Annotated in this window: 21 protein-coding genes; 8 read left to right on the forward strand and 13 right to left on the reverse strand. The window is 70.3% G+C overall.

From position 1 onward, the window contains the following. Window positions 1-18: 18 nt before the first annotated feature. From ACGG9C_RS04715 to ACGG9C_RS04740, 6 genes are all read right to left on the reverse strand, one after another. Entirely contained in the window at window positions 19-3,435 is a 3,417-nt protein-coding gene (locus ACGG9C_RS04715; protein WP_390178323.1) for an error-prone DNA polymerase, read from the reverse strand. Next, window positions 3,435-5,018: a DNA polymerase Y family protein gene (locus ACGG9C_RS04720; RefSeq protein WP_390178324.1), complete on the reverse strand. Its 1,584-nt coding sequence runs from the start codon at window positions 5,016-5,018 to the stop codon at window positions 3,435-3,437. Before ACGG9C_RS04720 ends, ACGG9C_RS04715 begins: the two co-directional genes overlap by 1 nt. Beyond that, window positions 5,018-5,737: a hypothetical protein gene (locus ACGG9C_RS04725; RefSeq protein WP_390178325.1), complete on the reverse strand. Its 720-nt coding sequence runs from the start codon at window positions 5,735-5,737 to the stop codon at window positions 5,018-5,020. The genes ACGG9C_RS04720 and ACGG9C_RS04725 overlap by 1 nt, the downstream gene beginning before the upstream one ends. A 113-nt stretch (window positions 5,738-5,850) precedes the next feature. Further along, the gene (locus ACGG9C_RS04730; RefSeq protein ID WP_071044478.1) at window positions 5,851-6,348 is read right to left on the reverse strand and encodes an HNH endonuclease; all 498 of its coding nucleotides are present in this window, start codon (window positions 6,346-6,348) and stop codon (window positions 5,851-5,853) included. A 316-nt stretch (window positions 6,349-6,664) separates the two neighbouring features. Next, window positions 6,665-7,609 carry a M23 family metallopeptidase gene (locus ACGG9C_RS04735; protein ID WP_390178326.1) on the reverse strand — a complete coding sequence of 315 codons (945 nt, stop codon included), beginning with the start codon at window positions 7,607-7,609 and terminating at the stop codon, window positions 6,665-6,667. A 219-nt stretch (window positions 7,610-7,828) separates the two neighbouring features. Further along, a complete protein-coding gene (locus ACGG9C_RS04740) occupies window positions 7,829-8,530 on the reverse strand; it encodes a metal-dependent transcriptional regulator (protein ID WP_194384801.1) in 702 nt (233 codons plus the stop codon). Between the two features lie 120 nt (window positions 8,531-8,650). On the opposite strand from ACGG9C_RS04740, the gene ACGG9C_RS04745 reads away from it, so the two are divergent. Then, a complete protein-coding gene (locus ACGG9C_RS04745; protein ID WP_390178327.1) occupies window positions 8,651-9,010 on the forward strand; it encodes a three-helix bundle dimerization domain-containing protein in 360 nt (119 codons plus the stop codon). 49 nt (window positions 9,011-9,059) lie between these two features. Then, window positions 9,060-10,175 (forward strand): phosphoserine transaminase, encoded by a 1,116-nt coding sequence (gene serC, locus ACGG9C_RS04750; RefSeq protein WP_286796348.1) that lies wholly within the window; start codon window positions 9,060-9,062, stop codon window positions 10,173-10,175. Window positions 10,176-10,202: 27 nt separating this feature from the next. Here serC and ACGG9C_RS04755 read toward each other — a convergent pair whose 3' ends face one another. Continuing rightward, window positions 10,203-10,979, reverse strand: coding sequence for a DUF3027 domain-containing protein (locus tag ACGG9C_RS04755; RefSeq protein ID WP_390178328.1), 777 nt, complete (start codon window positions 10,977-10,979; stop codon window positions 10,203-10,205). Continuing rightward, on the reverse strand, window positions 10,963-11,346 hold the full coding sequence (locus ACGG9C_RS04760; protein WP_071044473.1) for a cold-shock protein: 384 nt from the start codon (window positions 11,344-11,346) through the stop codon (window positions 10,963-10,965). The genes ACGG9C_RS04755 and ACGG9C_RS04760 overlap by 17 nt, the downstream gene beginning before the upstream one ends. A 167-nt stretch (window positions 11,347-11,513) precedes the next feature. On the opposite strand from ACGG9C_RS04760, the gene ACGG9C_RS04765 reads away from it, so the two are divergent. From ACGG9C_RS04765 to ACGG9C_RS04790, 6 genes are all read left to right on the forward strand, one after another. Then, entirely contained in the window at window positions 11,514-11,780 is a 267-nt protein-coding gene (locus ACGG9C_RS04765) for a multidrug ABC transporter ATPase (RefSeq protein ID WP_071044472.1), read from the forward strand. Further along, the gene (locus tag ACGG9C_RS04770) at window positions 11,781-13,499 is read left to right on the forward strand and encodes a helicase-associated domain-containing protein (protein ID WP_390178329.1); all 1,719 of its coding nucleotides are present in this window, start codon (window positions 11,781-11,783) and stop codon (window positions 13,497-13,499) included. Window positions 13,500-13,532: 33 nt separating this feature from the next. Beyond that, complete coding sequence (locus tag ACGG9C_RS04775; protein ID WP_390178330.1) at window positions 13,533-15,176, forward strand: DNA repair helicase XPB; 1,644 nt, start codon at window positions 13,533-13,535, stop codon at window positions 15,174-15,176. A 63-nt stretch (window positions 15,177-15,239) separates the two neighbouring features. Further along, window positions 15,240-15,932, forward strand: coding sequence for a response regulator transcription factor (locus ACGG9C_RS04780; protein ID WP_390178331.1), 693 nt, complete (start codon window positions 15,240-15,242; stop codon window positions 15,930-15,932). 153 nt (window positions 15,933-16,085) lie between these two features. Beyond that, on the forward strand, window positions 16,086-17,693 hold the full coding sequence (locus ACGG9C_RS04785; RefSeq protein ID WP_390178369.1) for a sensor histidine kinase: 1,608 nt from the start codon (window positions 16,086-16,088) through the stop codon (window positions 17,691-17,693). Between the two features lie 115 nt (window positions 17,694-17,808). Continuing rightward, window positions 17,809-18,096 carry a WXG100 family type VII secretion target gene (locus tag ACGG9C_RS04790; RefSeq protein WP_071044468.1) on the forward strand — a complete coding sequence of 96 codons (288 nt, stop codon included), beginning with the start codon at window positions 17,809-17,811 and terminating at the stop codon, window positions 18,094-18,096. A 70-nt stretch (window positions 18,097-18,166) separates the two neighbouring features. On the opposite strand, the gene groL is transcribed toward ACGG9C_RS04790, so the two are convergent. The 5 genes from groL to ACGG9C_RS04815 all read right to left on the reverse strand — a co-directional run bounded on the left by groL (window position 18,167) and on the right by ACGG9C_RS04815 (window position 22,219). After that, the gene (gene groL, locus ACGG9C_RS04795) at window positions 18,167-19,786 is read right to left on the reverse strand and encodes a chaperonin GroEL (protein ID WP_071044467.1); all 1,620 of its coding nucleotides are present in this window, start codon (window positions 19,784-19,786) and stop codon (window positions 18,167-18,169) included. Between the two features lie 181 nt (window positions 19,787-19,967). Further along, window positions 19,968-20,171: a cold-shock protein gene (locus ACGG9C_RS04800; protein WP_071044466.1), complete on the reverse strand. Its 204-nt coding sequence runs from the start codon at window positions 20,169-20,171 to the stop codon at window positions 19,968-19,970. A gap of 141 nt (window positions 20,172-20,312) precedes the next feature. Beyond that, window positions 20,313-20,912 carry a LytR C-terminal domain-containing protein gene (locus ACGG9C_RS04805; protein WP_071044465.1) on the reverse strand — a complete coding sequence of 200 codons (600 nt, stop codon included), beginning with the start codon at window positions 20,910-20,912 and terminating at the stop codon, window positions 20,313-20,315. A gap of 55 nt (window positions 20,913-20,967) precedes the next feature. Then, window positions 20,968-21,213, reverse strand: a complete 246-nt coding sequence (locus ACGG9C_RS04810) for a DUF3263 domain-containing protein (RefSeq protein ID WP_071044563.1) — start codon at window positions 21,211-21,213, stop codon at window positions 20,968-20,970. Window positions 21,214-21,241: 28 nt separating this feature from the next. Then, window positions 21,242-22,219 carry a DUF2332 domain-containing protein gene (locus ACGG9C_RS04815; protein WP_286719906.1) on the reverse strand — a complete coding sequence of 326 codons (978 nt, stop codon included), beginning with the start codon at window positions 22,217-22,219 and terminating at the stop codon, window positions 21,242-21,244. Window positions 22,220-22,260 lie beyond the last annotated feature (41 nt).

Genomic DNA, 22,260 nt, shown 5'->3' on the forward strand with positions numbered 1-22,260 from the left:
GCGTGGCGGTCCGGTTCGTCAGCGGAAGTTCCGCGCGTTGTGGGGCACATCCACCCGCAGGTCGTCGAAGCGGTCGGCGAGCAGATTCGTCACGCCCTCGACCGAGCGCTCCAGCATGCCCCGCACGATGAGAGCGGGCGCGTCGCGCACGACACGGCGATACCTGTTCCACACCCCCACCGAGCAGATCACGTTCACGAGCCCGTACTCGTCTTCGAGGTTGATGAAGGTCACGCCAGATGCCGTCGCCGGGCGCTGCCGGTGGGTGACGAGCCCGGCGACCTCGACGCGGCGTCCGGTCTCGTGGGTCCTCAGCCCCGCCGACGTCAGCACGCCGCGCGCGTCGAGACGGGACCGGAAGTGCGTCATCGGATGGTCGTCGGTGGAGACACCCGTCGCCCACAGGTCGGCGGCGAGCACGTCGTAGCCGGAAGGGTCGGTGAACAGCGGCGGCTGCACCGCGACGAGGGAGTCCGGAAGGTATTCGGCGCGGTCCTGCGCGGCATCCCCCGCCATCCAGATCGCCTCGCGCCGGCTGAGCCCGAGACACTCGAACGCCCCGGCCGTGGCGAGCGCCTCGAGCTGGGCGGCGGTGAGACCCGTGCGCCGCACGAGATCCCGCATGTCCCGGAACGGCCCACCGCTCCCCCGCTCGGCGACGATGCGGCCGGCCGGCGCCGCACCGATGCCCTTGATCGCCGCCAGCCCCAGCCGCACGGCATATCCCGCGTCGCGGCGGTGAGCCGCCGATTCATCCACGCCCTGAGGGTCGAAGTCGCCGACGGGATCCTGGATGCGCTCCGCACACGCGGCACGCCCAGTGGGCGCCGCCACCGCATCCCCCGACACCGGTTCGAGAACCGCCTCGACCCCCGAGGCGTGCAGGTCGGGGCGCCGCACCTCGACGCCGTGGCGGCGGGCGTCGGCGGTGAGCGTCGCCGGCGAATAGAACCCCATCGGCTGGGCGCGCAGCAGTCCCGCGAGGAACGCCGCCGGGTAGTGCAGCTTGATCCACGAGCTGGCATAGACGAGCAGGGCGAACGAAAGGGAGTGCGACTCGGCGAAGCCGAAGTTCGCGAACGCCTGGATCTTCGCGTAGATCGCGTCGGCGGCCTCTCCGACCAGGCCATTGGTGGCCATGCCCTCATACAGCTTCTCGCGCAGCGACTCGATGCGCTCCACCCCGCGCTTGGAGCCCATCGCCCGCCGCAGCAGATCGGCATCTTCACCGGTGCACTCCCCCACCGCCATCGCCATCTGCATCAGCTGCTCCTGGAACACCGGCACGCCCAGCGTGCGCTCCAGCACCGGCTCGAGCTTCGGATGCGCGTAGACGACCGGTTCGTGACCGAGCTTGCGTCGCACGAACGGATGCACCGCGCCCCCCTGAATGGGTCCGGGCCGAATCAGGGCGATCTGGACCACGAGGTCGTAGAACCGCCGCGGCTGCAACCGCGGCAGCAGCCCCATCTGGGCACGGGATTCGACCTGGAAGACCCCGATCGAATCGGCCCGGCACAGCATGTCGTACACCGCCCGCTCCTCTTTGGGAATGGTCGCCAGCTCCCACTCCTCCCCCGTGGCCGCACGGATCATGTCGAAGCAGTACTGGATCGCGGCGAGCATGCCGAGGCCCAGCAGATCGAACTTCACCAGCCCCATCCACGCGGCGTCGTCCTTGTCCCACTGGATGACGGTGCGACCCGCCATGCGCGCGTGCTCGATGGGCACCACCTCGCCGACGGGCCGGTCCGTGAGCACCATGCCGCCGGAGTGGATGCCGAGGTGCCGCGGCGCCTTCAGCAGCTCGGACGCGTACGCGATGACGCGGTCCGGGATGTCGTGGTCGGGCGCGCTGTCGAGCGAAGCCCCCCAGCGCTCCACCTGCTTCGACCACGCATCCTGCTGCCCGGGCGAATGCCCCAGCGCCTTCGCCATATCGCGCACGGCATTCTTCGGCCGGTACTGGATGACGTTCGACACCTGCGCGGCACGCTCTCGCCCGTAACGCTCGTAGACCCACTGGATGATCTCCTCGCGGCGATCGGAGTCGAAATCGACGTCGATGTCGGGCTCCTCGTCGCGCAGCGACGACAGGAACCGCTCGAACGGCAGCTTGTAGGCGATCGAATCCACCGCGGTGATGTCGAGCAGATAGCAGACCGCGCTGTTCGCGGCCGACCCACGCCCCTGACACAGGATGCCGCGCCGACGCGCCTCCTGCACGATGCCGTGCACGATGAGGAAGTAGCCGGGGAAGTCCTTCGCCTCGATCACCCCGAGCTCCTTGTCGATGCGCGCGGCGTCGTCGTCGGTGAGGTCGGGATACTTCCGCGGCACCGCCTCCCACACCAGGTGCCGCAGCCAGCTCATCGGCGTATGACCGTCGGGAACCTCCTGGCGCGGCAGCGAGGGCCGGGCCCGACGCAGCGGGAAGGCCAGCTCGTCGGCGAGCGTCACCGTGCGTTCGATCACCCCGGGATACCGCGCGAACCGCTCCGCCATCTCGGCCCCCGAGCGCACGTGCGCGCCGTCGTGCGCGGGCAGCCACCCGTCGATCTCGTCGAGCCCCCGGTGCGCCCGCACCGCGGCGACCGCGGCAGCCAGGTGCGCGCGGTCCGGCACGGCGTAGTGCACGTTGTTGGTGGCCACCACATCCAGGCCGCGCTCCCGGGCGAGGGCGAAGAGCACATCGTTGTGCCGCGAATCGAGCGGAGAGCCGTGATCGATCAGCTCGACGCACACCGCATCGGCGCCGAACCGCTCGATGAGCCGGTCGAGCTCGGTCGCGGCGCCGGCGGCGCCGGAGGCGGCGAGCGCGCGGCGCACGGTGCCCTTGCGGCATCCGGTCATGATCACCCAGTGCCCGACCCCCGACGCGTCGCGGGAGCGCGCGGCCAGGTCGTCGAGGTCGTAGACCGGCCGACCCTTCTCGCGCCCGGCGAGCTGGGCGTGGGTGAGGGCGCCGGCGAGCCGGTGATACCCCTCCTCGCCGCGGGCGAGCACGAGCAGGTGGGCGCCGACGGGGTCGGGTTCGCCGTTCTGCGGCGCGGGCAGCTCGAGAGACAGCTCTGCCCCGAACACCGTCTTCAGCCGGAGACCCTCAGCGGCCTCGGCGAAGCGGACGATGCCGTAGAAGCCGTCGTGGTCGGTGATCGCGAGGGCATGCAGCCCCTGCCGCTCCGCCTCCTCGGCGAGCTCCTCGGGCGAAGAGGCGCCGTCGAGGAACGAGAAGGATGAGTGGGCATGCAGCTCGGCGTAGGGCACCGCCCCCGCCGGGCGCTCGATCACCGGCGGCACGTAGGGAGCGCGCTTGGTGGACCAGGCCGGACTGTCGCCGCCGTCGGCCCCGGCGGGCCGGTTCCCCGGCCGCCGCCGGTCGCTGAGCAGCCCCTCCATCTCCGACCACGGCACCGGGGGGTTCCGCCAGCCCATCAGTCGTACCTCGCCTCGGCCCGCCACACGCCGGACTGGCACACCAGCAGCCAGGCGACACCGGCGGCGTCGATCATCTGAAACCGGTGCGCCCGACGCGCCCTCGCGGCATCCCACGTGCGCTCGAAGACCGGCCACGGCCCCGCCCACGAGCGGATGCCCCGGCGCGACCCTCCCTCGGTCATCTCGGCGGGGGGATCGCTGAGGCGACCACGGTCATCGACGGACACGCTCTCGCCGCGCGGCGAGACCACGCTCACCGCGGGAGGATCGGCGAACACCGTTCCCGGGAGCGGATCGGGCAGACTCCCCGGCCACGGCTGCCCTCGGTCATGCTCGAGCACGGCGCGGTCTCCCCACGGCACCATCACCTGACGCTCCGCCAGCCACCGGCCTCCCCCCACCGCCGGTGTCACCACACCCCGGTGCCCGAGCATCGCCTGCACCCGCGACAGCGCGTGATGCACGCGCTCCTCCGCCCCCGAACCGAACACCGTGGGGGCGTGGTGGGCCGCCGCATCGACCGCCTCGGGAGAGATGCGCACGACGGACACGCCGCTGGCCAGCATCCCCTCGGCGGTGTCCTCACTCAGCTGCCAGCGCACCCGGTCGACCACCGAGGCGGCGTCGAACGATCCCGGATGCAGCCACACCCGCTCGCTGCGCTCCCCCCGGTCACCGGTGAGCTCGACGCGCAGCTCGGTGCACACCAGATCGACCGCGCCGAGCCCGGCGAGGAACTCCTCCGCGGCCACGCGCATGCCGAACGCCACCTGGTCGGCGATCTCCAGCGGCGGCTCGAACGCCACCTCCCGGTGCAGCTCCGGCGGGGGCACCCGAGGCTGGACGCCCCGGGAATCCTCCCCCGCGGCGAGGGAGTGCAGCCGCACGCCCCGCTCCCCGAACCGCTCGCGCACCCGATCGACGTCCATCTCGGCGAACTGTCCGAGGGTGTGCACCCCGAGCCGCGCGAGAAGGCCGGCGATCTCACCGGGTGCAGCCCCGGCCCCGGTGACGAACGCGTCGTCGAGAACGGACACCGACAAGCCGGAGAGGTACGCCCCCGCCCCGCCGTCGACGACCACGCGCACCGACTCGCGCGTCGTCGTGCCCGAGCGAGCGGCCTGCTCCGCGGTGAACGGCCCGTCGGCGATCCCCGCGCGCACGTCGGCCACGCCCAGCGCGCGCACCGCCTCACGCAGCACCTCGGCGGCATCCCGCTCGCCCCCGTAATACCGCGCCGGCCCCCGCGCCCGGAGCGCGCAGAGCCCCGGCCGCATGATCTGCACCCCCGGAGCCCGCTCCTCCACGGCGGAGACCACCGATGCGAACACCCGGTGGTCCCGCGCCTGGTCGGCGGCGACGATCTCGAGATCGGGGCATCGGGCCTGCGCGTCGCGTCGGCGCTGACCGCGCCGCACGCGTTCGACGCGAGCAGCCGCCGAACAGGCGACCACGGTGTTGTTCTCCACGACCGCCAGTGGATGCTCCACCGGCGCCGCCCGTTCACGCGACAGCGCCACCACCGGCCAGTCGGGCACCCACAGCACGAGGCTGCGGGTCTGCACCGTCGCCGCGGACATCACCCCACCGCCTCGAGGCGCATCCGCCCCGTCTGCCGAATGCCTTCCTCCTCCCGCACGCGGACGACGCTCCCGTCCGCCGCCGGAAGAGACAGTCGCCCCCGTCGCGGAGTCGGCAGTCGACGACTCGAGACCTCGACGGTCACGCCCCGGTCCGACAGATACCCGTGCCCGGCCCCCAGCCCCGTCCACTCCGGCTCCGCCACCCGGATCGTCGCCTCCGCCTGCGGCCAGTTCCCCTGCACCAGAAGCACGCCGTCGCGGTCTCGCAGCCGGGCGGCGAAGCGCGCGGCGTCGGCATCGCCGACGCGCGAGGCCGGTCGCACCGCGACGATCGGCATCACCTCTGAGACGGTGGCCGCCACGGCCAGCCAGCGCGGCCCCGGATCGGGGATGAGCACGAGCCGCGACAGCGAGACGCCGAGGCGTTCGGCGGCCTCGACCCCGAGATCGGGCATGCCCACCGCCGCGCACCACGACCCCGCCTGGGAGGGAGCACCCAGGAGCGCGAAGAGCAACGACGGCGACGGATCGACGGCGTAGACCGACCCCGATCGCAGACCTCCACCCGGGAGGATGTCGGCGAGGGCGGGATGCACGGGAAGCGTCGTTCCGCCCAGCCGGCGGCCCTGCACCTTCTCGAGCTGCGCCCGCAGCGCTCGCACGTCACCGCTGCGGTCACCGCGGACCGTCTGCTGCATCCTCGCCACCCCTGCCACCTCCACAGGCTAGAACACATGTTCTAGTCAATCAATGCGATGACGTGACGATACGGCCCACCACCGACACGGATGGGGCTGAAGCGGAAGTTTTGTTCGAGGATCCGGGAGAATCAGGCGGCGAGCGCGAGATACGGCTCCCACCGCGGGTCGGTGCGATCGGTGCCCCGCACCGTCCACTGCGCGCCGCGCGGCGGGCCCGGCGTGAACCGCAGCTCCCACCTCATCTCCTGCGGCGTGCGATCACCCTTGACGTTGTTGCAGCGCAGGCAGCACGCCACGAGGTTCTCCCACGAATCCGCTCCCCCGCGCGACCTCGGCAGCACGTGGTCGATCGTCGAGGCGGACGCGCCGCAGTATCCGCAGCGGTGCGCATCACGGCGGAGCACACCCCGTCTGGTGACCGGCACGCGGCGCCCGCCGGGAACGCGCACGTATCGCGTCAGCAGGATCACCGCCGGTCGATCGTAGGAGGCATCCGTGCCCCACACGGGTTGCCCATCGATGTGCTCGACGACCGTCGCCTTGTCATTCATGACGAGCACGAGTGCCCGCTTGAACGACACGACGGCCAGCGGCTCATAACCGGCATTCAGCACCAGGGTGCGCATAGTGATTCCTCTCGAACGGCCGGGACGGCTTCGCGGCTCCTCGAAGTGCGACGAATCGAGAGGTTTCGGGCATGAAAAAAGGCGCTGTCACACAGACAGCGCCTTGAAGACCACGGCAGGACCGCGGCTTCCGCTCACAGAATGCCGAAGGACGAGCAGTCCGAGCGCATCCATGGTTCGGATGCGGGGCGCACTCTCCATCAGCTTCCCTCCGCTTCTCTCAGCGTCGGGTCTCAGGCTAATGCACGCAGCAGCAGGTCGGGTCGCATCCGCGGGTGAACGAGACGTGGCGTGTCGAGGAACACGCCGGACGGCGTCAGCCGGCGTTCTGCGCGAGCCACGCCATGGGGTCGACGTTCGACCCGCCGATGGCGACCTCGAAGTGCAGGTGGTTCGCCGTCGAGCGCCCGGTCGATCCGACGAGGCCGATGATCTGCCCCGCGGAGACCGTCTGACCGGCGACGACCTGGCGGCTGCCGTAGGTCATGTGACCGTAGGTCGTGGTGACCGACTGGCCGTTGATGACGTGGTCGATGACGACCGCGACGCCGTAGCCGCCGAGGCTCTCCTGCGACATGCGGACCACGCCGCCGGCGGCCGCGTAGATCGGCGTGCCGCCGCCGATGAGCATGTCGACGCCCATGTGCGACCCGCCACGGGCGAGGAAGCCGTCGCCGACGGTGTATCCGCCGGCGAGCGGATAGCGCACCGCTCCCGTTCCCGGCGCCACCATCGACAGGTCGACCGAGTACGACGTCTGAGACGTCTCGGCGGAGCTGGCGGCAGCCGCCGCGAGACGGGCACGCTCGGCCGCGGCCTCAGCCGCCGCCTCTTCGGCCTTCTTCTCTTCGATCTCCTCGGCCGTCGTCGCCGAGTAGCTCTCGCGGCCGAGATCGACCGGCTCCTCGGATGCGCCGGCGTCGGAGGCGATGACGAGCGACTGCGCGTCTTCGGCGGCGACCTGCTGGAGGGTCTGCGGCTCGTCCGACGGAAGGGTGATGGCCCCGTAGGCGGGGAGACCGACGGTGGCGACGAGACCGCCGACCATGCTGAAGATCACGAGACTGCGTAGCGGGCGTCGAGCCGAGGATCGCGGCGAGGCCTTCGCCACCGGAGCGGAGCTCTTCGCCACGGTGCTCTTCGCGCCGGTGGTGCGGCGGGTCACGCTCTTCTTCGCACGGGAAGCCATCTGTCGTGCTCGCTCGCGGCGGCTCGCCACGGGAACGTCGGGCTCTTCGTGCGGGTGGTTCTCTTCAGCCAAGTCAATCCTCCGGCGCCTCGACGCCGGGGGCGCTGACTCGTCGGCACTGGTGTCGGGGGCACAGTGTGCGGTTCGCTGCGAAGGCGACGAGCCAGTGAGGCGACCTTCCCAGCATCCTGGAACCCGGGCTTTCTCGGGTGCAAGACCGGTTCAGGCTACCCGAAGATAACGAATAAGTCACGCTCGCCGCGCGCGGGCGGGGAAGCGCTCGCCCGCGCGTCAGGCGCCGTCGTCGACGAGGAAGATGTGCGAGGCGACCTCGACGGGAAGCTCGAGCGCGTCGTCTGTTCCGGCCATCTGCACGAGCACGTAGCCCTCGCTGAAGCGGAAGTCTCCCGCAGCACCGGGCACGACCCCGGCCTGCTTGAGCTGCTCGAGCAGCTCCGGGTCGACCTGCACCGGCTCGGCGAGGCGGCGCACCGTGCCGCTGACCGGACCGTCGGCGGCGTTGAGGCGCCGCACCAGTCCGACCACGCCCTGCTCGAAGGTCGCTCCAGGAATGTCGCCGAGAAGATCGAGCCCCGGGATCGGGTTGCCGTACGGCGACTCCGTGGGGTGGCCGAGCAGCTCCACGAGACGACGTTCGACTTGCTCGCTCATCACGTGCTCCCACCGGCAGGCCTCCTCGTGCACGTAGGCCCAGTCGAGCCCGATCACATCGGAGAGCAGCCGCTCGGCCAGACGGTGCTTGCGCATCACATCGACGGCCTTCTGGCGACCGGAGTCGGTGAGCTCGAGGCGGCGGTCGTCCGAGACGACGACCAGGCCGTCGCGCTCCATGCGCCCCACCGTCTGCGACACCGTGGGACCGGAGTGCCCCAGCCGCTCGGAGATGCGCGCGCGCAGCGGCACGATGTTCTCCTCCTCCAACTCGAGGATCGTGCGCAGATACATCTCGGTCGTGTCGATGAGATCGGCCATGTCGCGGTTCCTCACAGCTGTCGAACGGGCAGAGACAGCCTATCCGCACCCGACGACGGCGGATGCGGACAAGCCAGGCAAGCCCTTGCGGCGGCCCCGTCGCGGGCGCACACTTCGTGCATGAGCGAAGAGACGGCGGCTTCCCCCGCCCGCGACGAGCGCGTCGCCATCGAACACGCGATCGACCGGCTGGCCGAACGCTTCCCCACCGTCGATCGGGCTCGGGTCGAGCAGATCGTCGACGAGGAACTGCACCGGCTCGACGGCGGGCGCGTGCGCGATTTCATCCCCGTGCTCGTCGAGCACGAGGCCAAGGAGCGGCTGCGCAGCGAAGCCGTCCCTCTGCCCCTGGAAGAGGTGATGGATGGCGGCGCCGCCCGTCGTGCGGAGACCGGCGGGCGCGAAGACGACCCGATGGAGCGTCAGCGTCGCGGCGAGCACACCGGCCTGCTGCAGGGGGACGCCGGCGGCGGCCGGTAGCGCGCCGGAGGCGTTCTGCGGCCGCGGACGGGAACCGTAGACTCGTCCCATGGCGCACGTCGAGCTCCCCCGTGACCTTCTGCCCGCCGACGGACGATTCGGCTGCGGCCCGTCGAAAGTGCGTGGAGCCCAGCTGGAAGCGCTGGTGACCCACGGCGCATCCGTGCTCGGCACCTCTCACCGCCAGGCGCCGGTGAAGAACCTCGTCGGCCGCGTGCGCGAGCACCTCGCGCAGCTGTTCTCACTGCCCGAGGGGTACGAGATCGTGCTGGGCAACGGTGGCTCCACCGCGTTCTGGGATGCCGCCGCCTTCGGCCTCATCGAGAACCGCAGCCAGAACCTCGTCTTCGGCGAGTTCGGCGGCAAGTTCGCCCAGGCCGCGAAGGCGCCGTGGCTGACCGCGCCCGACGTGCGCACGGTGCCGGCCGGCACGCGGTCGAGCGCCGAGGCCGTCGAGGGCGTCGACGTCTACGCATGGCCGCACAACGAGACCTCGACCGGCGTCGCCGCTCCCGTCACGCGGGTCCACGCCGACGAGGGCGCGCTCACCGTCATCGACGCCACGAGCGCCGCCGGCGGCATCGACGTCGACCTCGCCGAGGCCGACGTGTACTACTTCGCCCCGCAGAAGAACCTCGGGTCGGACGGCGGCCTGTGGTTCGCCGCGATGTCACCGGCCGCAATCGAGCGGATCGAGCGGATCGCCGCCACCGAACGCTACATCCCGGACTTCCTCAGCCTCAAGAACGCCGTCGACAACTCCCGGCTGAACCAGACGCTGAACACCCCCGCGCTGAGCACCCTGCTGCTGCTCGAAGACCAGCTCGCGTGGATCCTCGACAACGGCGGCCTGTCCTGGGCCAGTGCACGCACGGCGGAATCCTCCTCAGCGCTGTACACGTGGGCCGAGGCCGCGTCGTTCGCGACCCCGTTCGTGACCGACCCGGCCGACCGGTCGCCCGTGGTCGTCACGATCGACTTCGACGAGAAGATCGACGCCGCCGCCGTCGCGAAGAGCCTGCGGGCGAACGGCATCGTCGACACGGAGCCCTACCGCAAGCTCGGACGCAACCAGCTGCGCGTCGCCACGTTCGTCTCGATCGAACCCGACGACGTGCGACAGCTCATCAGCGCGATCGACTACACGGTCGAGCGACTCGTCTGACCGCAGCGGACTCCGGCGACGCGGACGTCAGTTCTCGTCGTCGGAGTCGTCTTCGTCGGAGTCGGTGACGTCCTCCTGGGAGTCGTCGTCCTCGTCCTCTTCGGAGTCGTCAGAGTCGTCGTCCTCTTCGGAGTCGTCGTCCTCGTCCGAGTCGTCCTCGTCAGAGTCGTCCCCATCGGAGTTGTCGTCCTCGTCCGAGTCGTCCTCGTCAGAGTCGTCCCCATCGGCGTCGTCTTCGTCGGAGTCGGCATCCGGTGCGAGCTCGTCGATGTCGACGCCGTCCACGTCGCCGGCGTGCAGGATCGACGCGTCGTCATCCGCCTCGTCGTCGTCTTCATCATCGTCGTCGAAGTCGGAGGCGTCGTCGTCGGCCCCCTCCTGCGCCGCCGCAGCCTGCGCGGCCTGGTAGTCGGCCAGGCGCTCCGCCCACGGCACCCAGTCCGGAGCCACCAGGGCGTCGTCGCCGGGCAGGAGCTCGACCTCGAGCACGGTCGGCTCGGCGTCGGCGACGCGCGCGAGACTCACCGTCCAGAACCAGCCGGGATAGCCCGCGAGGCGGTTCGAAAACAGGAGCGAGACGACCCCGTCGGCCTCGACACGGTGACCCGCGGGGTCGCCGATCGTCGCTTCGGGTGTGATCTCGCGGAGCGCGAGCAGCGCGAGATCGCGTGCTTCGAGGAGCGCGGGATCGGGCAGCGCCGAGACGCCGGCGGATTCGTCGGTTCCGGGCTCTTCGTCGATAGCGGACTCTTCGTCGATAGCGGACTCTTCGTCAGTGCCGGGGGTCTCAGGCGTCGAGGTCATCCGCTACCTTGCGCAGAACCGCGGCGATCTTCTTCGAGTGCGAAGAGCTGGGGTAGCGACCGCGACGCAGGTCGCCCCCGACGCCGTCGAGCAGGCCGACGAGGTCTTCGATAATGACGGCCATGTCGTCGGCGGGCTTGCGCGAGCGCTTGGCGAGGCTCACCGGGGCCTCGAGAACCCGCACCGACAGTGCCTGCAGACCGCGCTTGCCGTCGGCGACGCCGAACTCGAGGCGGGTGCCGGGCTTGGGGGCCGCCGCCTGCGCGGGCAGCGCGCTGGCGTGGAGGAAGACGTCCTGACCGTCATCGGCGGTGATGAAGCCGAATCCCTTGTCCTCGTCGTAGAACCTGACCTTGCCGGTGGGCATCGAAACCTCGCTGGAAACGGGCCCGCACGTGCGGGCCGGATGGAATCCGGGGTCGATCCGACCCCGCATCCAGACTACGGCACGCACCAGCGCGTCACCCGCGATGCGAGCCCGACACCGGCACCGGCGAAGGCGTCTTCGCGAGGCGCTCCGCTAGGCTGAGACGGATGAGCACGCGAAGCCCCGGCGGCGACGTCCCGATCCGCCGCATCGACCGCATTCTGGCGTTCATGTCCCTGGGTCTGCTGGCGCTGTCGATCGTGTGCTTCTTCGCGATCATGATCGGATCGGGAGCGGGCGCCGACATGGCCACGGGCGTCTGGCCGGCGGTGGGCTTCACCGTCTACTTCGCACCTCCGATCGCCTTCGTGATGCTGTTGACGGTGCTCATCATGACGCTCGTGCGGAGGGCACGGGCCAACCGCGGGTCCTGAGTGGTCTCCGACGAGCGCGCTCTCGCCCTGCAGCTCGCAGGCCTCGATGACGCGCGACTCGCTGAGACGTTCACGGCGCGTTCCGTCTCCGCCGCGGTGGGCTGGCGCGACTTCTTCGACGCCGCCGAAGGCCTCCTCGAGCCGGCCTCGATCGACCGGGCGCTGACCCGCCTGCCGCGCCGCGCGCTCGCGTCGCTGGCATCCGCGGCCGACGGCGGCCAGGAGGCGACCGACGCCGTGCCGGAGATCTTGCAGCTCCTCGTCGACGGCGCGACGCCACAGGCCGTCGCCGAGCGCGTGCGGCGCCTGCACCGCGCGCGTCCGGCCGCTTTCGATGCTCGTGCCGACGACGCACCCGGCCCCGCGAGCGCCACGCAGGAGGCGGCCGCGGCGGAGCGGGCCTTCACCGCCACCGGCGCGCTGGCGGACCTGCTGCTCGGGGCCGACCACACCTCCCTGACGCTGACCGCGACGGGCACGGTGAGCGCGAGCGATCGACGGCGCCTGCTCGAGGCGGGGATCGTCGCCGACGCGGAAGAACTCGACGATCTGGTTGCCGTCGCGCGCGCGGCGGATCTCATCGACGCGAGGGATCGCGAGGCCACCGTCTCTGACAGGGGCGACCGGTGGCTGCGACTCCCCACCGCAGCGAGGTGGGAGCAGGCCATGACCGGCGTGCACGCGGCGCTGCCGACCGGGGTCCGCGACGAGGGGAGCGGCCTCCAGCCGGTGTCGCTCTGGCCGGACGGCTATCCGCTCGATGACGACTGGCCGGCTCTTGCACGGCAGTGGGCGCGCATCCTGGTGCGGTGGGGGCTGTTCGCCGACGACGGCGCCGAGCCCTCCTGGACGCGATCGCTGCGCGAGACCGGCACCGTCAGCGCTTCGGCGCTGCTGCCCCACCTGCCCGCCGAGATCGACAAGGTGTACCTGCAGGCCGATCTGTCCGTGATCGCGCCGGGCCCGCTCCAGCCCGACCTCGAGCTCCGCCTGCGCCGCATCGCCGCGCGCGAGTCCCGCGCGCAGGCCTCGACGTACCGGTTCACGGGCGAATCCCTCGACGCGGGCCTCGCCGACGGCGAGACCGCCGCGAGCATCCGCGCCTTCCTCGGCGAGCTGTCTCTGACCGGCATCCCACAGCCCCTCGAGTACCTGGTCGAGAGCACGGCGGAGCGTCACGGCGCGGTGCGCGTGCGCTCCGACGTGCAGCGGGACCTCACCGTCGTCGAGACCGACGACCCCGACCGTCGGGAGGCGCTGTCGGTCGATCAGGCGCTGCGCCCCCTGGGCCTCGTTCTCGACGACGGGGTGCTGCTCACGCGCGTAGGCCGCGACGCCGTCTCGTGGGCCCTCGCTGACGCGCGGTATCCGGTCACGGTGATCGGCGACGACGGCCGGCCGACATCACCGAGGCCTGGTCGACGCACGACGGCCCCCTCGACGCCCGCTCCCGCCCGGTACGACGAGCTGATCGCGCGCCTGCGCTCCGGGCACAGCACCGACAGCGACGAGGCGTGGCTCGAACGGGAACTCGAACAGGCCGTGCGAGCCCGCGCGGCGGTTCGGGTGACGGTGCGGATGCCCGACGGCAGCGACCGCGAGCTCACCCTCGAGGCCTCGGGACTCGGCGGTGGAAGGCTGCGAGGACTCGACCGCGCCGCCGACGTCGAGCGCACCCTGCCGCTGCGGAGCATCGTAGCCGTCGCGCCCGCGGAGTGACGCCCCCTTCGCAGCCCGGTAGAATCGAACGCTATGGCTGACGGCCCCCTCATCGTCCAGAGCGACCGCACGGTGCTCCTCGAAGTCGCGCATCCCGACGCGGAGACCGCGCGTCACGAGCTGGCGATCTTCGCCGAGCTCGAGCGCGCGCCGGAGCACATCCACACCTATCGGATCACCCGGCTGGGCCTGTGGAACGCCCGTGCAGCGGGCCACGACTCCGATGACATGCTCGCGACCCTGGACCGCTGGTCGCGCTTTCCGGTGCCGCCCTCGGTGTCCACCGACATCCGGGAGACCGTCGCCCGCTACGGCCGGCTCACGATCGAGCGCACCGACGACGGCTCGCTCATGCTGCGCTCCGACGACGCCGCGGTGCTCGCCGAGGTCACCAAGAACAAGCGCATCCAGCCCCTGCTGGTCGGACGCCCGTCGCCCGACAGCCACCTCATCGACGCGTGGGCGCGGGGCCACATCAAGCAGGAGCTGCTGAAGATCGGATGGCCGGCCGAAGACCTCGCCGGCTACACCCCGGGCACGCCGCACGAGATCGACCTGGCCGAAGACGGCTGGAGCCTCCGCCCGTATCAGCGCCAGGCCGTCGACATCTTCCACGACGGCGGCTCGGGCGTCGTGGTGCTCCCCTGTGGCGCGGGCAAGACCCTCGTCGGCGCCGGCGCGATGGCCGCGACCAAGACCACCACGCTCATCCTCGTGACCAACACCGTCAGCGCCCGCCAGTGGCGTGACGAGCTGCTCAAGCGCACCTCGCTCACGGCGGAGGAGATCGGCGAGTACTCCGGGCAGTCCAAAGAGGTGAAGCCGGTCACCATCGCGACGTACCAGATCCTCACCGCGAAGCGGAAGGGCCAGTACGCGCACCTCGCACTCCTGGACGCGCTGGACTGGGGCCTGGTCGTGTACGACGAGGTCCACCTGCTCCCGGCGCCCGTCTTCAAGCTCACCGCTGACCTGCAGGCGCGGCGCCGCCTCGGCCTCACAGCCACCCTCGTGCGCGAGGACGGGCGCGAGGGCGACGTGTTCAGCCTGATCGGCCCGAAGCGGTTCGACGCGCCGTGGAAGGAGATCGAGTCGCAGGGCTTCATCTCCCCTGCCGCCTGCTACGAGGTGCGCGTCGACCTCCCGGCCACGGAGCGCCTCGAATACGCGGCGGCCGCCGACGACGACCGCTACCGGATGGCCGCGACCGCACCGGCGAAGATCGGCGTCGTGCGCGATCTGGTCGCCCGGCACGACGGCGAGCGCATCCTCATCATCGGTCAGTACCTCGAACAGATCGACACCCTCGCAGACGCCCTCCACGCGCCGAAGATCACCGGGCAGACCCCGGTCGACGAGCGCGAGGAGCTGTACCAGGCCTTCCGCGAGGGCGAGATCTCCGTGCTGGTCGTGTCGAAGGTCGCCAACTTCTCCATCGACCTTCCGGAGGCGTCGGTGGCCATTCAGGTGTCGGGCTCCTTCGGGTCGCGGCAGGAGGAGGCGCAGCGTCTGGGCAGGCTTCTGCGCCCGAAGACCTCGGGCCACACGGCCAGCTTCTACACCCTCATCGCCCGGGACACCGTCGACCAGGACTTCGCGCAGAACCGCCAGCGATTCCTCGCCGAACAGGGCTATGCCTACACGATCATGGACGCCGACCGGCTCGACGCCGCGTGATGGATGCGGGGCGAACCGGCCGATATCCAGCAGGTTCCTGAAAACCCCGACCATAATGACCCTATGACCGCACCGCGCATCCTCGTCGTCGACGACGAGCCGAACATCCGTGACCTGCTGATCACGAGCCTGCGTTTCGCCGGCTTCCAGGTCCGCGCCGTGACCAACGGAGCGCAGACGATCTCGGCCGTACTCGAAGAGGAACCCGACCTCATCGTGCTCGATGTCATGCTCCCCGACATGAACGGCTTCAGTGTGACCAAACGGCTCCGCGGAGCCGGATACACCGCACCGATCCTGTTCCTGACCGCGAAGGACGAGACCGACGACAAGATCGCCGGCCTCAACGCCGGCGGCGATGACTACGTCACCAAGCCGTTCAGTCTCGACGAGATCGTCGCGCGCATCCAGGCCATCCTGCGCCGCACGATGCAGGCCGACGAGGACTCGATCATCCGGGCCGGCGAGATCACGATGGACCAGGACACGCACGACGTGCAGGTCGGCGAGACCAACATCGAACTGAGCCCGACCGAGTTCAAGCTGCTGCGCTACCTCATGCTGAACCCGAACCGCGTGCTGTCCAAGGCGCAGATCCTCGATCACGTGTGGGAGTACGACTTCAACGGCGACGCCGGCATCGTCGAGAGCTACATCTCCTACCTTCGCCGCAAGATCGATCCGCACGCGACCGAGCCGCTCATCCAGACAAAGCGCGGATTCGGCTACATGCTGAAGACGGGCAAGTCCGCCTGATCCGGCACACGGTCGCGGGAGGGGGCGGACACCCTGGGTTCTGAGACAGACGCCGTCACCCGTTGGTGGCGTGGCATCAGCCTGCGCGCGAAGGTCACCGGCGTCACGGTGACCCTGCTCGCGGTCGGGCTGTTCGCGGCGGGGTTCGGCACGATGACGTTCCTGCGCAGCACGCTCTACAACAACATCGACGCCAGCGTGCGCGGCTACGCCTCGACCGACGCGGTGAGCGGCCTGATCGACGTCGTGGTCGAAGGCGGGCAGGTGTCGTTCACACCGCGCGACGAAGACGACGTGCCGCCGACACCGTACTTCGTGGCCGTCTACGGTCCCGAAGGCTCCCTCGAGGCGATCGCGGGCGGTTCCGGGGGCCTCGAACCGGACTTCCCCGACGAGTTCACCCTGCAGGCCACCGCCGCGCGGGGTCTGCAGCCGTTCGCCCTTCCCGACATCGAGGGCGACGAGCGCTTCCTCGCGGCGGTCGACGTCTTCCAGCCCGACGGCGTCGGCGACCTCTTCACCCAGATGGTCGTCGTCTCGACCGCGTCGACGAACCAGGTCGTGGCGACCTTCCTCGGCATCTACGCCGTCATCTCCGTGGTCATCCTCGGCGCCGGAGCCCTCGGCACGAGGTGGCTGGTCACCCTGACCTTCCGCAGCCTCGGCCAGGTCGAGGACACCGCCATGTCGATCGCGGCCGGCGATTTCAGCCAGCGCTTGACCGACATCGAGCCGCGCACCGAGGTCGGCCGCCTCAAGATCGCCATCAACACGATGCTCGGCCGCATCGACGCGGCCATCTCGCAGCGCGAAGCAACGGTGCGCCAGATGCGGCGCTTCATCGGCGACGCCAGTCACGAGCTGAGAACGCCCCTGGTCACCGTGCGCGGATACGCCGAGCTCTACCGGATGGGGGCGATCCCCACCGGCGACGACACCGCCCAGGCGATGGATCGCATCGAAAAGGAGGCGATCCGCATGGGCGTCCTCGTCGAGGACCTGCTGGCCCTCGCCCGCCTCGACGAGCGGCGCGACGTCGACATCGCTCCGGTCGATCTGCGTCCCATCGCCCGGGATGCGGCGCTCGACGTGCGCGCGACCTCACCCCGGCGCACCGTCACGGTCATCGAGGCGATCGACGCCGTGCTCCCGGGAGGGGAACGCTCCGCAGACAGCCCCGACACCGCCGACGCCAAGAAGCGCAGCGCTCCGACCACCACCGCGATCGCCCGCGCCGGGGCGTCGCTTCTTCGCCGACGCTCTCGGCAGAATGCGCAGACGGCCGCGGATCCCGACGCCGACACGCTGCCGATCGCCGTGCGACGCCCGCAGCCGGTCGTCAGCGGCGACGAGAACCGCATCCGGCAGGTGGTCGCGAACCTGCTGGGCAACGCCCGGCGCTTCACCGGCGACGACTCCCCCATCGAGTTGCGGGTCGGCGTCGACCCGGTCGCGGCGACGGGGTGGATCGAGGTGATCGACCACGGCGAGGGCGTGCCCGATCAGCTCAAGGACAAGATCTTCCAGCGGTTCTGGCGAGCCGACACATCGCGCACCCGGGAGACCGGCGGCACGGGCCTCGGCCTGTCGATCGTGGCATCGATCGTGGATGCCCTGCACGGCGACGTCGGCGTGCTCGACACCCCCGGCGGCGGCGCCACGTTCCGCGTGTCGTTCCCGCTGGCCGAGCAGCGCGAGCCGGAAGAGCACCTGCTCATCGAGACCCAGCCGCTCCCGCGTCTCGAGCGCGACGCCCTCTGAACCTCTCCTCCCCACCCGACGACGGATGGGCCCGCTCCACCGGGAGCGATGGACGCCAACGCCGTCGGTTCACCCCGACCTAGCGTGGGGATCCCGAAGAGAAAGGGATGCTCCCATGGCAGTGTTCTCCGTCGACAGCGACGCCGTCCTCAGCACCACGACCGCCGTCCGCGGCACGGTCGACCGACTTCAGGGCGAGGTGCACGCGATGCTCGCGCAGCTCACCCAGCTGCAGTCCTCGTGGACCGGACCGGCGGCGATGGCCTTCCAGGGCGTCGTCGAGCAGTGGCGCGGCACGCAGCGGCAGGTCGAGGAATCGCTCGCGACCATCAGCGCCGCGCTCGAGCAGGCCGGCCGTCAGTACGCCGATGCCGAACAGACGACCGCCGGCCTGTTCCGGTAGACGACGAAGCGCCCCTCCGCGAGGAGGGGCGCTTCGTGCTGTCGGATCTTCGCGACCTCGACCGGTGGGATCAGAAGTCCATGCCGCCGGTGGGGTCTGCCGGAGCGGCCGCGGCCTTCTCGGGCTTGTCGGCGACGACGGCCTCGGTGGTGAGGAACAGGCCCGCGATCGACGCGGCGTTCTGCAGCGCCGAACGGGTGACCTTCGCCGGGTCGATGATGCCCTGCTCGAACAGGTCGGCGTACTCGCCGGTCGCGGCGTTCAGACCGTGACCGAGGGGCAGCTCGGCGACCTTGTTCGCCACGACGCCCGGCTCCATGCCGGCGTTCAGAGCGATCTGCTTCAGCGGAGCCTCGATCGCGACCTTCACGATGTTGGCGCCGGTCGCCTCGTCACCGGTGAGCTCGACGTTCGCGAACGCGCCCTTGCCGGCCTGGATGAGGGCGACGCCACCACCGGCGACGACACCCTCCTCGACGGCGGCCTTCGCGTTGCGGACGGCGTCCTCGATGCGGTGCTTGCGCTCCTTGAGCTCGACCTCGGTCGCCGCACCCGCCTTGATGACGGCCACGCCGCCGGCGAGCTTGGCGAGGCGCTCCTGGAGCTTCTCGCGGTCGTAGTCGCTGTCGGTGTTGTCGATCTCACGACGGATCTGGGTCACGCGACCCTCGATCTGGTCCGCCTCGCCGGCGCCCTCGACGATCGTGGTCTCGTCCTTGGTGATGATCACCTTGCGAGCACGGCCGAGGAGGTCCAGCGTGGTGTTCTCGAGCTTGAGGCCCACCTCTTCGGTGATGACCTGGCCGCCGGTGAGGATCGCGATGTCCTGCAGCTGAGCCTTGCGACGGTCGCCGAAGCCGGGAGCCTTGACGGCAGCCGACTTGAAGATGCCGCGGATCTTGTTCAGCACCAGGGTCGCGAGGGCTTCGCCCTCGACGTCCTCGGCGATGATGAGGAGCTCCTTGCCGTCCTGGATCACCTTGTCGACGATCGGCAGAAGGTCCTTGATGTTCGAGATCTTCTGGTTCGCGATGAGGATGTACGGGTCCTCGAAGACGACTTCCTGACGCTCGGGGTCGGTAACGAAGTAGGGGTTGATGTACCCCTTGTCGAAGCGCATGCCTTCGGTGAGCTCGAGCTCGGTGCCGAAGGTCTGCGACTCCTCGACGGTCACGACGCCTTCCTTGCCGACCTTGTCGATCGCCTCGGCGATGAGCTCGCCGATCTCGGGGTCAGCGGCAGAGATCGACGCGGTCGCGGCGATCTGCTCCTTCGACTCGACCTCCTTGGCGTCGGCCAGCAGCTGGTCGGTGATCATCTTGACGGCCTTCTCGATGCCGCGCTTGAGCGAGATCGGGTCGGCGCCGGCTGCGACGTTGCGCAGACCCTCGCGGACGAGTGCCTGAGCGAGAACGGTGGCGGTCGTGGTGCCGTCGCCCGCGACGTCGTCGGTCTTCTTGGCGACCTCCTTGACGAGCTCCGCGCCGATCTTCTCGTACGGGTCGTCGAGTTCGATCTCCTTGGCGATCGAGACGCCGTCGTTGGTGATGGTGGGGGCGCCCCACTTCTTCTCCAGCACGACGTTGCGCCCACGCGGGCCCAGGGTCACCTTGACGGCGTCGGCCAGCGTGTTGAGGCCGCGCTCGAGGCCGCGACGGGCCTCTTCATCGAAAGCGATCATCTTTGCCATGTGTGTGTCGTCCCTCCCGGACGTTGGCCTTCGGTCATTAGCACTCGTATGAGACGAGTGCTAATACATTCTGGCACTCGCCCCCGGGGAGTGCAAGCCACCGTCCGTGTTCACGACGAAGGGCGGGATGCCGCAGCATCCCGCCCTTCCTCACGCGCTCGGCGCGCGACGTGACGGCGCGTCAGGCGACGACGCGAACGGACTCCGCCTGCGGGCCCTTCTGGCCCGACCCGACGGTGAACTCGACCGCCTGTCCTTCTTCGAGCACGCGGAAACCGCTCATCTCGATGTTGGAGTAGTGGACGAAGACGTCCTGCCCGTCGGTCACGGTGATGAAGCCGAAACCCTTCTCGGCGTTGAACCACTTGACGGTGCCCTGAGCCATGCGAATCTCCTGTAGTGCGGTGGGACAGGCTCATCGTAGGCAGACGCGAATTCACCGAACCGCCATCACAGCAACTGTTGACAGGGGCGCATAGAAGTATTTACCGGCGTGAAACAACCGCTGGTCCCGAGGGGGTTCGCGTCAGGGAGCGGGCGTCTCCTCCGACGCGCTGTCGGTGTGGTCGAGGCCGATGACCACGGTCAGCTGAGCCGATTCGCTCTCGTCGACGTCTTCGGTGGCGGCGTCGTCGGTCGGCTGGTAGAAGTCGCTCTGCTCGATGCGTGCCCCGCCGAGCAGCTCGGCGACGCCCGCCGCGGCGGCTTCGTCGCCGGGGAAGGCGTAGTACACGGTCGTCTCGGCGAAGTCGGAGGTTCCCGCTTCGCTCGCGTTGACCTGATCCGCGGACCACCCGGCCTCGACGAGCACGTCCTTGACCTGCGTGGCGAGACCCGCCTCGGGCGTGGCGTTGAGCACGAGCACGTCGTACGCGGTGTCGATCACCGGCTCGATGGTCGCCGTGGGCGTCGGCTCGGGAGCGGCGTCGGGAGCGAGGGAGACGCGTCCGCTGAGGACCAGCGTCGCGAAGATGCCCGCGACGATGAGCACGAGAGTGGCGACCGCGGCCCACAGGAAGACGACCCACCCGCGCATGTGCGGGTTCTCGGCCCGGTGGGCGCCGACGCGCCCGCTGTCCGCGGGGAGGTCGTCGAAGCGATCCCGCGGGTAGGTCGATTTCGGCACCCCACGATGCTACCGGCACCCGTCGGTGAACCCGGGAATCCGCCCCGAGGGCTGCTCAGCCCGGCATCGACCGGGTCGCGCGCCCGGATTCGGACACGTCGCGGCGCCGCCGCAGGCGCTTCACCAGCATCGGGTCATGACGCTGCGCCTCGACCGTGTCGATCAGCCGGTCGAGCAGCTGATAGTAGCGAGCCGGGGCGAGCCCGAGTTCCGCGCGGATCGCCTCCTCCTTGGCTCCGACGTGGCGATGCCACTGCGCCTCGAAATCGAGGAGCGCACGGTCGCGGTCGGAGAGGGACACGTCGTCCACGGTAACCGTGCCGGCACCGTCATCCCGTAAGCCACTCCAGGGATGCGCCGAGCGGATCCGCGTAGGCCAGCGGCGCGCCGTCGCGGTGCAGCACGAACCGGCCCGCACCCGGGTCGACGGGCGCGGTCCACCGATCGTGCGCCTGCAGCGGGTCCAGCGACACCCAGATGGCCCCGGTGTCGGCGATGGCGCCGATGAGCCGCTCACGCGCCGCCCGGGGCAGGTGGGGCAGGAGCCCCAGAGTCGACACGACCGGGGTGAGCCCGTCGGGCATCCCCGAGAGAAGCCGAGGGACGAGATCGGGATCGCTCGCGTCGCCGGATGCCACCTCGATCGGCTCGCGACGGGCGAGATCGAGCGCGGCCTCGATCCGCTGCGCTCGACCCCGCTCCCCCGGCCACACCAGGGCCATGAGGAAGGCGCGGTCATCGGGATCGCCCGCCGACATCGGTGTGAGGTCGGCGCCCATCCGCCACCGGATCTCAGGCAGGCGCAGCGGAGCGTCGCCCGTGATGTTCGCGTCGAGGACGACCGGCGACATGCCGGAAGGCGGGTCGAGTCGCACGTCGGGGTGATCCGGCCGGCGGTAGCGGTACGAGTAGCGGTCGGGCTGCAGACAGAGACCGGCGCTCGCACCCACCTCGAGGAAGCCGATCGGTCCGGGGATCGTCGCGAGCGCCGGCAGCAGGGCGGCGCACCGCAGGGGCTCGTTGGTCTGCAGCGAGCGTCGCGACGTCTCCTCGACGACGGCGTCGGCGTGCTCCAGGAGCCAGTCGCGCCAACGCGAGAAGGCCTGCTCGGGCGCGCCCAGCATCCGCGTGACGGCGAACACGAGCGGTGGCTGCCGGCGAGAGGCCGGGATGCGCGCGAGCACGTGGCACACGTCGACGTCATCGGCGACACCCGCCGCCCACTCCGCGTAGAGAGAGGATCGTGATGGAGCTTCCGCCACCGCGAACCGCCGATAGCGATCGGCGACCTCGGCCACGGCATCCATGCGCCCATTGTCCGCTGTCGGCGTCATCATCGTCACACTCG

It is taken from the genome of Microbacterium sp. MTN4-26 (genome assembly GCF_042846595.1).
In the GTDB taxonomy this organism is placed as follows: domain Bacteria; phylum Actinomycetota; class Actinomycetes; order Actinomycetales; family Microbacteriaceae; genus Microbacterium; species Microbacterium luteum.